General features: G+C 64.3%; 16 protein-coding genes and 1 riboswitch. Of the genes, 9 read left to right on the top strand and 7 right to left on the bottom strand.

Annotation, left to right across the window (positions count from 1 at the left end; translation table 11 throughout):
* Positions 1-103: 103 nt before the first annotated feature.
* The 5 genes from AB0M74_RS15485 to AB0M74_RS15465 all read right to left on the bottom strand — a co-directional run bounded on the left by AB0M74_RS15485 (position 104) and on the right by AB0M74_RS15465 (position 3831).
* A complete protein-coding gene (locus AB0M74_RS15485) occupies positions 104-745 on the bottom strand; it encodes a type 1 glutamine amidotransferase family protein (RefSeq protein WP_364907041.1) in 642 nt (213 codons plus the stop codon).
* 257 nt (positions 746-1002) lie between these two features.
* A complete protein-coding gene (locus AB0M74_RS15480) occupies positions 1003-1449 on the bottom strand; it encodes an RpiB/LacA/LacB family sugar-phosphate isomerase (RefSeq protein WP_364907039.1) in 447 nt (148 codons plus the stop codon).
* Between the two features lie 105 nt (positions 1450-1554).
* Positions 1555-2781 carry an O-succinylhomoserine sulfhydrylase gene (locus AB0M74_RS15475; RefSeq protein WP_364907036.1) on the bottom strand — a complete coding sequence of 409 codons (1227 nt, stop codon included), beginning with the start codon at positions 2779-2781 and terminating at the stop codon, positions 1555-1557.
* Positions 2766-3182, bottom strand: a complete 417-nt coding sequence (locus AB0M74_RS15470) for a rhodanese-like domain-containing protein (RefSeq protein ID WP_364907033.1) — start codon at positions 3180-3182, stop codon at positions 2766-2768. The genes AB0M74_RS15475 and AB0M74_RS15470 overlap by 16 nt, the downstream gene beginning before the upstream one ends.
* Before the next feature lie 14 nt (positions 3183-3196).
* Positions 3197-3313, bottom strand: a riboswitch (SAM riboswitch).
* Between the two features lie 62 nt (positions 3314-3375).
* A complete protein-coding gene (locus AB0M74_RS15465) occupies positions 3376-3831 on the bottom strand; it encodes a hypothetical protein (RefSeq protein WP_364907031.1) in 456 nt (151 codons plus the stop codon).
* Between the two features lie 341 nt (positions 3832-4172).
* Here AB0M74_RS15465 and AB0M74_RS15460 point away from each other — a divergent pair, with 341 nt between their 5' ends.
* The 4 genes from AB0M74_RS15460 to AB0M74_RS15445 all read left to right on the top strand — a co-directional run bounded on the left by AB0M74_RS15460 (position 4173) and on the right by AB0M74_RS15445 (position 7821).
* A complete protein-coding gene (locus AB0M74_RS15460; protein WP_364907028.1) occupies positions 4173-5561 on the top strand; it encodes an FAD-dependent oxidoreductase in 1389 nt (462 codons plus the stop codon).
* Between the two features lie 101 nt (positions 5562-5662).
* Complete coding sequence (locus AB0M74_RS15455) at positions 5663-6538, top strand: amidohydrolase family protein (protein WP_364907026.1); 876 nt, start codon at positions 5663-5665, stop codon at positions 6536-6538.
* Positions 6539-6629: 91 nt separating this feature from the next.
* Positions 6630-7244 carry an SMI1/KNR4 family protein gene (locus AB0M74_RS15450; RefSeq protein WP_364907023.1) on the top strand — a complete coding sequence of 205 codons (615 nt, stop codon included), beginning with the start codon at positions 6630-6632 and terminating at the stop codon, positions 7242-7244.
* Between the two features lie 217 nt (positions 7245-7461).
* The gene (locus AB0M74_RS15445; protein ID WP_364907020.1) at positions 7462-7821 is read left to right on the top strand and encodes a hypothetical protein; all 360 of its coding nucleotides are present in this window, start codon (positions 7462-7464) and stop codon (positions 7819-7821) included.
* A gap of 176 nt (positions 7822-7997) precedes the next feature.
* Here AB0M74_RS15445 and AB0M74_RS15440 read toward each other — a convergent pair whose 3' ends face one another.
* The gene (locus AB0M74_RS15440) at positions 7998-8234 is read right to left on the bottom strand and encodes a hypothetical protein (protein WP_364907017.1); all 237 of its coding nucleotides are present in this window, start codon (positions 8232-8234) and stop codon (positions 7998-8000) included.
* A gap of 123 nt (positions 8235-8357) precedes the next feature.
* Here AB0M74_RS15440 and AB0M74_RS15435 point away from each other — a divergent pair, with 123 nt between their 5' ends.
* The 3 genes from AB0M74_RS15435 (at position 8358) to AB0M74_RS15425 (ending at position 10379) form a co-directional block, all read left to right on the top strand.
* Positions 8358-8645 carry a hypothetical protein gene (locus tag AB0M74_RS15435; RefSeq protein WP_364907014.1) on the top strand — a complete coding sequence of 96 codons (288 nt, stop codon included), beginning with the start codon at positions 8358-8360 and terminating at the stop codon, positions 8643-8645.
* A gap of 27 nt (positions 8646-8672) precedes the next feature.
* Entirely contained in the window at positions 8673-8888 is a 216-nt protein-coding gene (locus tag AB0M74_RS15430) for a hypothetical protein (RefSeq protein WP_364907011.1), read from the top strand.
* A gap of 684 nt (positions 8889-9572) precedes the next feature.
* Positions 9573-10379 (top strand): LLM class flavin-dependent oxidoreductase, encoded by an 807-nt coding sequence (locus AB0M74_RS15425; protein ID WP_364907008.1) that lies wholly within the window; start codon positions 9573-9575, stop codon positions 10377-10379.
* A gap of 268 nt (positions 10380-10647) precedes the next feature.
* On the opposite strand, the gene AB0M74_RS15420 is transcribed toward AB0M74_RS15425, so the two are convergent.
* Positions 10648-10812, bottom strand: coding sequence for a hypothetical protein (locus AB0M74_RS15420; protein ID WP_364907005.1), 165 nt, complete (start codon positions 10810-10812; stop codon positions 10648-10650).
* A 794-nt stretch (positions 10813-11606) separates the two neighbouring features.
* Here AB0M74_RS15420 and AB0M74_RS15415 point away from each other — a divergent pair.
* Together AB0M74_RS15415 and AB0M74_RS15410 are read left to right on the top strand one after the other, a co-directional pair.
* Positions 11607-12590 carry a hypothetical protein gene (locus AB0M74_RS15415; RefSeq protein WP_364907002.1) on the top strand — a complete coding sequence of 328 codons (984 nt, stop codon included), beginning with the start codon at positions 11607-11609 and terminating at the stop codon, positions 12588-12590.
* A gap of 26 nt (positions 12591-12616) precedes the next feature.
* Positions 12617-13150: a type VII secretion system-associated protein gene (locus AB0M74_RS15410; protein WP_364906999.1), complete on the top strand. Its 534-nt coding sequence runs from the start codon at positions 12617-12619 to the stop codon at positions 13148-13150.
* Positions 13151-13205 lie beyond the last annotated feature (55 nt).

Here is a 13205-nt window from a genome sequence, read left to right as displayed (position 1 = left end):
GCAGTCCTCCTGTGCCGCAAGGCTTTCGACGCCTGGCATGCCACCTCCTCGGTAGGGATCGTCGGCGATCCGACCGTTCGATCGGATCGCCGTGGATTGTCCCTCAGTGGGAGGCTCCCGCCGTCTGCGCCTCGTATTCGGCGAGGACGGCATAGCCTGCCGGATCGCTGTGCGCGTAGAGCCGGTACCAGCCGTCGAGCACGTGCGGCTCGTATACACCAAGCCTGCCCAGTACCTCGCGGGCGAATTCGAAGGGCGCGGTCCCGCTCGCAGTGATCAGATCACCGTCGGTCACCGCAGGCTCGTTCATGTAGCGGTCGCCGCCCGAATAGCCGCTGTAGGCAAGGAATTCCGCGACATTGCTCGTATGCGCGCGATTGTCGAGCAGCCCCTCCTGCGCCAGCCCGAAGGTGGCGCCGCAGATGCCGGCGACCGGGACACCCGCCTCGAGGAACACTCTGGCCAGGCGAGCGAACGGGGCAAGTTCGCCCGTAACCCAAGTATCCGCGCCGGGCAGGATCAACATCGCGCTGTCAGCTGGGGTGAGATCGGCGATCGCCACATCCGGCACGATCCGCATCCCACCCATCGTGGTGATCGGATCCGTGCTCAACCCGACCGTCTCGACCCGGAACTTTCCGGGCTCTTTATGCCAGGTGTGCTTGTTGATGTGCGCAGTGGCAGCACCGACCTCCCAGTCGGCGAGAGTGTCGAAAACGGCCAGGTGAACTGTCTGCGTGGTCATGACAGTATCCTGTCATATTTGACAGGATACTGTCAACACCGCAAGCGAGGCCGATCTGAAACACAGCTCAACCGACGCGTTATTTGGACTCGGGAGCTCATCGTCGTTAGCGAGATGGCGGGTGGTTGCGAGGCAGAGCGACCATTCGACTACGCCCGCCCCTATCACCGGGCACACCCCGGGTTCAGGCGCTCGACAGCACGGGCAAAGGGGGCGCGACCTGCGGATCGGCGAAGGAACGGGCCGGTCAGATTTACTCAGCGGGCGCGCTCGAGCTTCGAGAGGTGCGCGATATTGGCTCGGTCGTCGGAGTCCGCGCTCGGCTCCGTCATGAACCAGGCATCGAGGATCTCTGTCAGCAGGGCACTCGAGGTCGTGCGCAGGCTCAGCGCGAGGACATTCGCGTCGTTCCACTTGCGCGCACCGGCCGCGGTGGCGGCATCGCCACAGAGCGCGGCCCGGATACCGGCCACCTTGTTCGCGGCAATAGACGCACCGGTTCCGGTCCAGCAGCAGACGATGCCCTGCTCGGCTCGCCCCTCGGCGACATCACGCGCCGCCGCCGCACTGGCCCAGGCCCAGTCGTCGCGCTCCACCTCGGAGAGCGCCCCGTGTGCGAGCGTCTCCAACCCGCGCCGATGCAGCTCCTCGATCAGTTCCCTCGCCACTCCCACACGCTCGTCCGCTGCCACCGAGATCCGCATACGTCCAGGGTAGGCACGCGGCGGCGCCGCAGGTCACCGAACGGGACATCACCGCTCGCTTCTCGGCGGCCGCCGCGACAATGTCCCGACCGGCGGCGAGTTGCTCTAGCCGAGGGCGTGGTCCAGGTCGTCGAGGAGGTCCTCGACGTCTTCCAGGCCGACCGAAATGCGGACGACGCCGTCGGTGAGACCGATGGTCGCGCGACCTTCCGGGCCCATGGCGCGATGGGTGGTGGTGGCCGGGTGGGTGATGAGGGTCTTGGAGTCACCGAGATTGTTGGAGATGTCGACGATGCGCAAGCGGTTGAGCACCTCGAAGGCACGCTTCTTGCCTTCATCCGCAGGCGCGTTCAGCTCGAAGGTGACCACCGTGCCGCCGCCGCTCATCTGGCTCACGGCCAGCTCGTGCTGCGGATGTGATTCCAGGAAGGGGTATTTCACCCAGCCGACGGACTTGTTGCCCTCGAGGAATTGGGCGATGCGCAGCGCGGATTCAGTGGAATGACGCACCCGCAGCGGCATCGTCTCCAAGCCCTTGAGCAGGGTCCACGCATTGAACGGGCTCAATGCGGGACCGGTGTGGCGCATCAGATTCTTCACCGGGCCGTCGATGTAGTCCTGTGCACCGAGAATCGCGCCGCCGAGCACCCGGCCCTGGCCGTCGATGTGCTTGGTGCCGGAATACACCAGGACGTCGGCGCCGAGTTCGAAGCCACGCTGCAGCAGCGGCGTGGCGAAGACGTTGTCCAGCACCACCTTCGCGCCCGCGGCATGGGCGAGTTCGGTGACCCGGCGCACGTCCACCAGCGTCTGCATCGGATTGGCCGGTGTCTCGAAGAACACCGCCTGGGTGGGTACCGACAGTGCCTGCTCCCACTGGTCGAGGTCGTCACCGTCGACGAAGACGGTTTCGATTCCCCAGCGCGGCAGAATCTCGTTGCACACCACGAAGCAGGAGCCGAACAGGCTGCGCGCGGCCACCAGTCGATCACCCGCGCCGAGCAGCGCGCCGAGCGCGGTGAAGACGGCGGACATACCGCTCGCCGTGGCGAAGCAGGCTTCGCCCCCGTCCATCAGCCGCAGCCGTTCCTCGAACATGGCGACCGTCGGGTTGCCGTAGCGGGAGTAGACGAAATGTTCGACATCGCCGGTGAACGCGGCCTCGGCGGCCTCCGCGCTCTCGTAGACGAAGCCGGAGGTCAGGTACAGCGCTTCGGCCGTCTCCTCGAAACCGGAGCGCCGCAAGCCACCGCGCACGCCGAGGGTCGCCGGACCGACGCCATCGGGCAGCGGCTTGTCGAAGGAGCCGCCGGTGATCACGATTGCCGCCATGGGAGGCCGATGGCGCGCCAACCGGAGCCGCCACGATGACCGGTCGCGTCGAGGCCGCCCTCGAAGCCGTCCAGCACGTTGTAGGACGGTCCGATCCCGAGCCCGGTCGCGGTGTTCGCGGCATGCGCGGAACGCTGCCCGGAGCGACACAGGAACACGACGGGGGCCTCCGGGTTACGGCCGTCGAGCGCCTGGGTCAGCTGCTCGACGAACGCCCCATTGCGAGTACCGGTGCCGTCGACCCACTCGATCAGCACCGTCGGGCGCTCGATCGATGTGGTGTCGGGAACTCCGACGAAGCGCCATTCGGCTTCGGTCCGCACGTCCACCAGGACGGCTTCGGGGTTGTCCCGCAGTAATTCCCACGCCTGCTGCGGGGTGATGTCACCGGCATAACTCATGTGGACCTCCTGTGAATCCGCTCTTGCCGCACCTGGGTTCGGGTGCGCGGCCAGGTCGTCACCCGGAGCACCCCGCCGCGGAGGAGGGTTGCCGACCAGCAAGCCGGGGCTTGACGCTGGTTCTCATGACCTGGTTCTGAGATTGCCTGGGCGGGGGTCACCCTGTCAAACCCCAGTTCACGACGTGGGATGGTCACCCACAGATGAGCCAGCCGTCGCCCGATCGCGTCAGATTCCAGGTCGCCGTGGCCGCCTTGCCGTCGACCTCGGTGGTGACCGTCGCCTTCGCCCGGTCACCGTCGACCATCGGATTCTCGATTTTTGTTATCTCGACGGACTTTCCGGTTTCGAGGCCGCCGAGTTGGGTGGCCAGCGACGACTTGCGCTCGTCGAATCCGTCGCACGCCACAGCCGGCGGCGGCGTGACGTCGCTGTGGCCACGAGCGTTGGCGTAGTTGCGGACCGCCGCCGCGATGCGATCTGCCTCTGTGACATTTTTCTCAGCCGGTGACAGCAGCCCGCCGAGCACGATCCCGACGACCACGATGGCCGCCACCCCTGCCGCCGCGATGAACGGCCACGGGGTGCGGGAGTCGGTCTGGTCGACCTCGATTACGGCGTCGCCGTCGGTGCCTTGCTGATCGGTCATGGCCACGATGATCCCTGGTCGGCGGGGTTATCGAGCGCGCGCCCCCGAACTCGGACGACACGCCGCCGAGGATCCGCGCACACAACGGTTACCCCTGGGCACACCGTGGGTATGCAACGAGAGGCGGGCCGTAGTGGCCGCAGGCCGGTCACCGCACCGGCGCGGGCCGCCCCTTGGACCACCGATAGAATCGCGAGACTGCGGCCTGCTGTCATAGCTGATATGACTGCGAGTCGGCACCAGTGTCCGCACATCAGGTGCAACCACAGCGGCGCGTCGAGTTAGCCTAGGCTAAGACCGACGCCATTAATTGTTTTCGACCTTAAGGGTGCGCGTAAGAGATGACCGAACAGAGTGCAGCGACCCGCCCGCTCCGCATCGCGATCGTGGGCGCAGGGCCGGCCGGCATCTACGCCGCCGACGCATTGATGAAGTCCGACGCGGAAGTGTCGATCGACTTGTTCGAGCGCATGCCTGCTCCGTTCGGGCTGATCCGCTACGGCGTCGCGCCCGACCATCCGCGCATCAAGGGCATCATCACCGCCCTGCACAAGGTGCTCGACAAGCCGCAGGTGCGCCTGCTCGGCAACATCGACTACGGCACCGACATCACCCTCGACGACCTGCGCACCTTCTATGACGCGGTCATCTTCTCCACCGGCGCCAACGCCGACCGCGCCCTGGATATCCCCGGTATCGGTCTCGACGGCAGCTACGGCGCGGCGGACTTCGTGTCCTGGTACGACGGGCACCCCGATGTGCCGCGCACCTGGCCGCTGGAGGCCGAGAAGGTCGCCGTCCTCGGTGTCGGCAATGTCGCGCTCGACGTGGCGCGGGTGCTCGCCAAGACCGGCGACGAACTACTGCCCACCGAGATCCCGCCGAACGTCTACCAGGGCCTCAAGGCCAACAAGGCGGTCGAGGTCCACGTGTTCGGCCGCCGCGGGCCCGCGCAGGCGAAGTTCACCCCGCTGGAACTGCGTGAGCTGGACCACTCCCCGACCATCGAGGTCATCGTCGATCCGGAAGACATCGACTACGACGAGGGCTCCGAGGCCGCGCGCAGGCACTCCAAGCAGGTCGACATGATCGCCAACACCCTCGAGCAGTGGGCCATCCGCGACGCGGGCAACCGCCCGCACAAGCTGTTCCTGCACTTCTTCGAGTCCCCTTCGGAGATCATCGGCGAGAACGGCCAGGTCGTCGGCTTGCGCACCGAGCGAACCCAGCTCGATGGCACCGGCAACGTCAAGGGCACCGGCGTGTACCGGGAATGGGACGTCCAGGCTGTGTACCGGGCTGTCGGTTACCTGTCGCAGAACCTCACCAACCTGCCCTTCGACGATCAGGCGGGCACCGTGCCCAACGAGGCCGGCCGCGTGATCGGTGACGAGAACGCGGACGGCGCCGACCGCTACCTGCCCGCCACCTACGTCACCGGCTGGATCAAGCGTGGCCCCGTCGGCCTCATCGGCCACACCAAGGGTGACGCCAACGAAACCGTCGCCTGCCTGCTCGACGACAGCGCGAACTTCACCCCGGCCGCCCAGCCGGAGCTGGACGCGGTGACCGCCTTCCTGGAGAGCAAGGGCATCCCCTTCACCACGTGGCAGGGCTGGTACCGCCTGGATGCGCACGAGCGTGCCCTGGGCGAGCCGGAAGGTCGCGAGCGCGTCAAGGTGGTCGAGCGGGAAGACATGCTGCGTGCCAGCGAGCCGCACAAGGTCTGAAACCCGCTCGGTGTGATCGCGCCGGATTCGTCTGTGCGAGGAGTGGAACTACTGTCACGTCTGCGGCAGCGAAAACTCCGACACTGAGGCATTCTGTACAAGTGTTCGATGCCCATGTCCATATCTTCGACCCGCGGTTCCCGCTGGCCGAGAACGAGGGTTACCTGCCCGACCCGTTCACCATCGCCGACTATCGAAAGCGCATGTCGCGCTTCGATATCGGCGGTGGTGCCGTGGTCAGCGGCTCTTTCCAAGGCAACGATCAGACCTATCTCAAGGCGGCGCTCGCCGAATTGGGCGAGGGCTGGGTCGGGGTGACGCGCCTGGATCTCGACGCCACCGACGACGAGATCATCGAACTGGACAAGATCGGCGTGCGCGCGCTGCGCTTCAACCTCAAACGCGCCGCCGCCGACATCACCGGCATGACCCTGCAGGCACTACGCGCCCACGAGTTGGTCGGCTGGCATGTCGAGGTCTACATCGACGGCCAGATGCTCGGCTCGCTACAGCCCGTCATCTCCAAACTTCCCGCCTTGTCCATCGACCATCTCGGCATGTCCGACGAGGGCCTGCCCTACCTGCTCGACCTGGTCGACCGCGGCGCCCGTGTGAAGGCAACGGGCTTCGGCCGCGTCGTCTCGAACGTCGCCGACACATTGCGCCGCATTCACACGGTGAACCCCGAAGCCCTCATGTTCGGCTCCGACCTGCCCGGCACTCGCGCAGGTCGCCCGTTCAAGGACTCGGATGTGGACCTGATCTGCGATGTCGTCGGCACCGACATGGTCAAGGTCCTCGAAGACAACGCCCGCGCCTTCTACCGGCTTCCTGCCCTGGTCCGCGAGATCCCCACCGATCCGAACCGGACCACCCCCATGTTTCGCGCGGAGCAGCCGACGCTGCCCCTGCGCCGCGACGAACTTCCGAAACTCGAAACGGTGGCGGACACCATTCCGTTTCCGGCGATCGAATAGCGCCGTCATCGTCGGATGGCCCAGCTGACGCATTCAGCACTTCCCATCTACGGAAGCTATCGAAATCTATTGTGCCCCTAGCATTTCAGCCGTGACGAAGTTCGAGGAAGTCCTCACCTCCTTCTGGCGGGACGCGATCGACGACGACCATGTGGCGTTGACCGATGCGGCGATCGCAGACGCCGAGGAAAAACTCGGTGTGCGACTTCCCGCCGCGCTGCTGCGCCTGCTCCGGGTGCGCAACGGCGGCCACGTCGCCGACCGTTGGGACGCCTTTCCGGTCGAGGGTTCATCGTGGTCGGAGCATTACGCGTGCTTCGACTACCTCGAAGGCATCCTCGACGAGAACGACTCCTCCACGATCCTGGATACGCCGTACCTGGTGCAGGAGTGGGACCTTCCCGCACCGGTCGTACTCCTGCACGGCGACGGGCACTGGTGGGTCGCGCTGGACTATCGCGCCTGCGGCCCGACAGGCGAACCATCGGTCGTGGAAATCGACTCCGACGGGCCGGGCGTCGTCTTTCTCGCACCTGATTTCGACTCGTTCGTCGAGGGACTGACCGCGTCCGAACAGTTTCTGACAGATGATCAGATCGCAGTAGCGACCGCCGACGCAATGGACGCTGGAGTCCACACTGGAGCTCGAGCTCCGAAAATTCAACTCCCAGATCGAATCTCACTGACAGATCGACCACCCGGATAACGAAGAAACCGACGATGCCCAGGATCGCCTCGAGGAACAGGGCTTGATGACAGACACCCGCGTCCTTCATCTTTTTACCGGGCCACGTGTGTTCGATGATGCACAAGGAACACGGTGTTGACGGGAAAACGGTCCACGCGAACCTGGTATGAATGTGCGAGTGACAAGCGGCCCCACCCCAGATCGCCCGGCGCAATCCGAACCGCGGAAGGACCTGGTGGAGCGTGCAGCACCCCTACTTCCCAGGGGCAGTGAAATCCGACAGGTGTTCATCTGTCAGACCGCGCCGAGCTTCGCGTTCTTCATCATCACGTATCTCACTGGTCTGACGATCTTCTGGAACAAATACCGTTGTGTGGCAGTCACTCAGGACGCCATATATGTGCTGGAGAGCAGCAAGCTGTCGGGCGGCGCCATGCCGCAGCAACTGCTGGACACATTGCCGCGCCACACCCAGCTCGGTCCGGTCTCCGGCCGATGGGGTCAGATGAACATCCTGGGCAAGCGTCATTGGGTCCACAAGCGCTTTCACGACGCGATCGCTGCCGCTGACCACGAGGCCGGCTTCACTCCCTGAAGGACGGGGCGGGTCACCCGGTCCCCACACCCGACCTAAGACCCGAAAAATCCAGGCTGTCAAGAACATTGACCAAGCGACTGCGAACCCGTCGGGGCTTCCAACGCACGATTATGCCGACGAACGGACATCGCAGCAGGAGCTTCTTTGTGAACTGGAGAAGACCCGTTGTCGGGTCAACGGTTCTCAGGCCGTCCGGCGCGCACGCATGCCTTGCAGGCCGAACAGAATAAGTAGCTCGACCACTCCGCCGTCGGCGCTGCCCAGCAACCGACGATGCCGAGGACCGCCCCGAGGAAAGGGGCTGGGTTGGAGACACTCGTGTCCTTCGTCTTCAGGCCGGACCAGGTGTATTCGATGATGCCGGACAGCACGTGGAACAGCGCGGCAACCTCGACTGTGAGATCCCACACAACCTCGCATGGAACCGGCCGCCCTGGTGCTGCATCTAATCCTGTAGTGGCGCAGAGGATCTAAAGACGCCGCTCCGATGGGGCACGTGTCACATCGGACGAACTCGAAGGGTGGGAACAAAATTGAAGTACTCCGCAAAGTCCGCCGCTGCGGCCTTCACCGTGCTCGCTGCACTCTCGATCGGATCTGTAGTCGAAGCGCAGATGGCCGGCGCCGCACCCGCGGGCATCGTGATGCCTCAGAAGGCACCGCAGGGCGCGCAGTTGTCGGCCGAGGAGCAGGCAGCCGTCGACAACAAGAACGCCGGTCGACCGTATGACCAGGCTGCCTACAACCGCGCCATGCAGAAGATCAAGCAGGCCGAAAAGTACGATGGCGAACGGAACAAGCAGAAGCGCGGACGCAAGTAGTTCGAGTCGAACCAGAGGGGACCTTTCATGGCGTCAACCGACTTCAAGGCACTGCACTTCTCTCAGGCGAACCCTGCCGGCCCTGGCCAGGCGGATGTGCCGAACCTGCTCCGCGCCGTCGCGTCCACGATCGAAGACCTCGGCCCCATCACGGTGGCGGACCTGATCCTGCACAACGAGATCACCGCGGACGGTAACTGGCCGTCGATCACCGTCTACTACAGCAAGAACGATTCCGAGTAACACCGTTGTCGTGTTGCGGGGCCGATCCGATTCATCGGGTCGGCCCCCTCCTTGAGGATTGCGGCAGCTACCGCGCGATGCCGGGCAGCTCTCGAATGCCTCTTCGGTGACATCGCCACGCACACTGCTGTCTTGCGTCAAGATCTCGGCAGGCTTCGACCGACCCCGAGGTTGGCGGCCGGGCTCGCACCTGAGCGGACGCATTGACTGGGCGGTCGAGCGGCACGATCACCGTCATCCTCCCGTAGTCCGGAGATGGCGGCAGGATCAGCCCGCCCCACCGCCGCTGAAACTCGACGACACGGTCGATCTGTGTTGCGGGAATGCCGATTTCGAGCCACCGGGCCCGATGCTCCTCCACCCGTGGGCATTCGCCGCGAACACCCTGCGTCGAAATGAACCACTTGCCCCGGCGCGTGAGCGGCTCGGACGAATCGACGACGGGCTGCAGATCCACGCGGCCGACAGTACGCACGAACACGCGCGCATGCCGCGTCGAGTGCGGTTCGGACCTGTCAGGTCGATGCCCCGGAAGATCAACTGGCCGATCACCTTGCCGAACGGACCGGCATGCGGAGTGCAGGGCGTTCGCCGGAGTATGTTCATGATCTCGGCTGTACCGATGAATTTCGGGTGGATCCGTCGTCGATTCCTCTGGAGAGACCGAACGACAGGAGTCCTGAGATGACGAGACCGTTTCGATTCGGGGTCGTTGCCCCGCTCAGAACTGACGTGCCGACATGGCGAGATCGGGTGCGCCGCATCGCCGATAGCGGCTACTCGACAGTGTTGGTGCCCGACTTCCCGCAGATGCAACCGGCGCCCGGCCCCATGCTGGCCACCGTCGCGGCCTTGACCAACCTGCGCGTGGGCACATGGGTGTACGCCTCTCCGCTCCGCCCGGCGTGGTTGACGGCGTGGGAAGCGCATTCGCTGTCGCTCCTGACCGAGGGTCGCTTCGAGATGGGCATCGGCACCGGCAGACCGGGAATCGAGGACGAGCTCCGCGACAAGGGGATGCCCGATGTACCGCCGCCGTACGAGCGGCTGGCCGAGGTCCGTGAGACCGTCAGGAGGCTGCGAGATCTCGACGGCCCCGACTGCCACACGCCCGTGGCGATGGCTGTCTTCGGTCCGAAGGCCCGGGCGTTGGCGGCCGAGGTCGCGGACACGGTCACCTTCGTGCTGGGGAATCAGCCTCGGGGCGAAGTCGAGCGGATGGCACGCGAGTTCCGCGCCGTCGCAGACGTCGAGCTCGCGCTCGCCGTGCCGGTGATCGGTGACACTGTCGCGCCGCACATGGCGCGCCCCGATACCGATACTGCTGCGCTTCGCGCGGCGGACGCGATGACCGTCCTTCCGGATGATCCGGCGGCCGCCGTCGAGGAAATCGAGCGGCGCCGGGAGGAGATCGGTTTCTCCTACTTCGTCTTCGGCGCCGACTTCGCCGACAGATTCGCTCCGGTCGTCGCCGAGCTCGCCGGGAAGTAGTCGGGCAGTGAGGGCCGACATGAGGGCGACCCCCGCCCGGTTGTGATCAGCGGGCAGCGGCCATGACCAGATCACGGTAGGGGAGGCTGACGACGAGGTAGTCGGCGATGCCGAGTTCGACTTCGGCCTCTCCAAGTTGGATGGTCGCGGCGTCCGTGTCGGCGGCGGTGACCTCGTTTTCGACGAATATCGGTGTGGTGTCCGGCCTCGCGGTGGCCGAGTTCGGTGAGCCGCTGGCGGAGAGAACTGGGGTCGGGGAGGTACGCCGTCAGTCGGTGCGGAAATCTATCCAATCTCCCAAGAGTTGACCGTCCAGGACCGGCGTGAATCCCAAGATGCCTGAACGCCATACGTGATCGCGCAAGGTGATGTAATGGCGTTGCGCCTCACGGAACAGGCCGATCGGGGCAAAGAATTTTGCGGAACTGAACATGTAAGGGCACATCGCGCAATGCGTCCGGGCGGCGCAAGCCCTTGGGGTGGGAAGCCGAATCCGGTACAACGCGGCGACCACATGGTTGAACCCGGTCCGGTTTCACCGCCGGGGCGCCGCACTTATCTGCGTCGCCGAACACTCATCAAGAGGACATGACAACCGACCCGGAAATACACTGTCATCACGGAAGCCGCCGACGACGTTCCTACCACCGTCGCTCACGGTCCAGGCCGGTTCCCCCGTTTGTCAACCGTCGTCTCGGTGCCAGTCCATGTCGCCGAAACACGCCGCGGCCGAGCGAGTTCGGATCACCGAGGTGTCGATACGACATGATCGGCGCCGATCTGGTTCGGGTGTTCTACCCAGTGTTGCCGATCAACTCGCCTCCGACAGGGTCACACTCACCCCTTGCGCCATCAATTGAGTGTTCGAAACATGGCGCACCGGTGCTCCAACGATACTGATCGGCGCCGAGCCCGGTCATCGGATGAGAATCCTTTTGGACGACCCATGCCTCTCATATTTGTGTCGGCAACACCGTCGGCGTGAGATCGGGAGGTTGTCGTGATTATTGCTGCTATTGTTGCTGGTGTGCCGCACCTGAGCGAGAGAATTACGGCACGGCGATCGGACAGGCGGGACATCGACAGCTGGGGAAATTCCTCCAGAGACACCCCGTCGCCCCGGGCCGAGCACATATCCCAGTCCTTCGACCAACCCGGTCATAGCATCGCCGCGACGAGCGGCAGAATCGCTGGCGCGGCGGATGCCCCCGAGAAGTAGCCGATCCGATGGTGATGCAGACTGGTCAGCTGCTCGTTCAGCTGACACGGCGGATCGCCGTAGCTACCGGACATGGCGCTCGAGCTGTCGGTGAGATTTTTCGTGAAGGTGCCGCCCGGATTCGCGCGGCGGCGGACGCGCTCACTAGGGCGGATGGACGATATGCCACCCGCGTCCTGGAGGACAGCGATATCCCCGCAGGCGAACATTTCCTAGGCTGGGACGACCGCGGAAATCAATGGGCTTTCACCGCGGATCACGTCCGGTCCAGATTGCTGCGAAACTATGATGGGAAACCGATCGGCGTCCAGTATCCGTCCAAATTGGGGGATTCCACGACCGGTAAAGGCTGGTCCAGGGCGAAGTATCGACACACCGATTTCGAGTATTTCATCGACGATGATGTCGAATCCTCCAGAATGTCTTTCAAACGGCGTTCACCTCTACGCGAGCCACCATGGGTCCGCATCAGTTCTGACTATCAGCATTCTTCCCCCCGCGCACGTACGAACCCAGTGTACGTGGATGTGCACGCGAATCAATCCGCCTTCCTCGTCCGAATCAAGACCGGTAGGTTTTCTTCTAGGGCAGTGGACTTCAGGGGCGCCGATTTCGCTCGCCTCAACGCAGCCAACATTCATTTCAATCGAGCATTGTCGGAGAATCGGGACGCAAACGCATTGACACTCGTTGCATGCGAGGCGGCAGCTGGCTTTCATATCATGACCTATGCCAGTAAGGAGTTCGCCAATTACATACACAACGAGGCCGGTGTGAAAAAAGATGTGTTCGCTGCCACTGGAACCGTCGGCACACCACCAACCATCTGGCCGAATTTCTTACGATCTTCAGAACTGGGCGTGAGCCTACCCGGAGGCATAGACAGCACCCAGCCGGCTTGGATACGACACACGGTGCAAGGCCAGGACATCCCCATTTGGGCCCGCAACACACCGCCGGAAGGCCGTACCGCCAGTGACGACTACTTCTAGCCGCAATCTGATCGGAGGAATACTCGATGGACCAACCGATACCGAAGACGGTCATCCGGCAAGGCGACTGGTTCGTGCTGCCCGCCCCCTCCTGGGACCCCGATGGCCCTTCGGCGACCCCTCCGCCGGAAGCGATCGCCGGAGGCTGGATAGTGGAAGAAGACGGCACAATCGGCCCTTTCGAGCCAAATCCGGGCTACCTGCCCGCGGACGACTCCACGCCGAGTGATCCGATCGATGCGATGCTGCGACTGATCGCTGCCGGGGAGAAACTCGGCGACGAACTCGTCGCCATGATCTGCCACTCGGTTGTGGAAATCGGCTGCGGCGAAGACGATCTCCCACTCATCGGCGCTGCGCCGGACGGTACACCGTGCGTAGTCGTCGCAACCGCGGCGATTCAGAAACGAACAGTGGACGTTGACCGTTGGATTCCTACGTTGGGCAGCAATCTTCCGGAGATCGTTCCTCGGGGCGTCGACATCCTGCTCAACCCGAACGGCATAGCTCCGTTCCGACTACTGATCACCGCCATGCACGACAACCCCGCGACGTCGTAGGTCGACCGACAGGCCTTCTTCACCACGCGTGCTGAACAGGCCCGAGACGTCGACG

This window comes from Nocardia sp. NPDC051463, assembly GCF_040681975.1.
GTDB lineage: Bacteria > Actinomycetota > Actinomycetes > Mycobacteriales > Mycobacteriaceae > Nocardia.
This window is presented reverse-complemented; position numbering and strand designations above follow the sequence as displayed.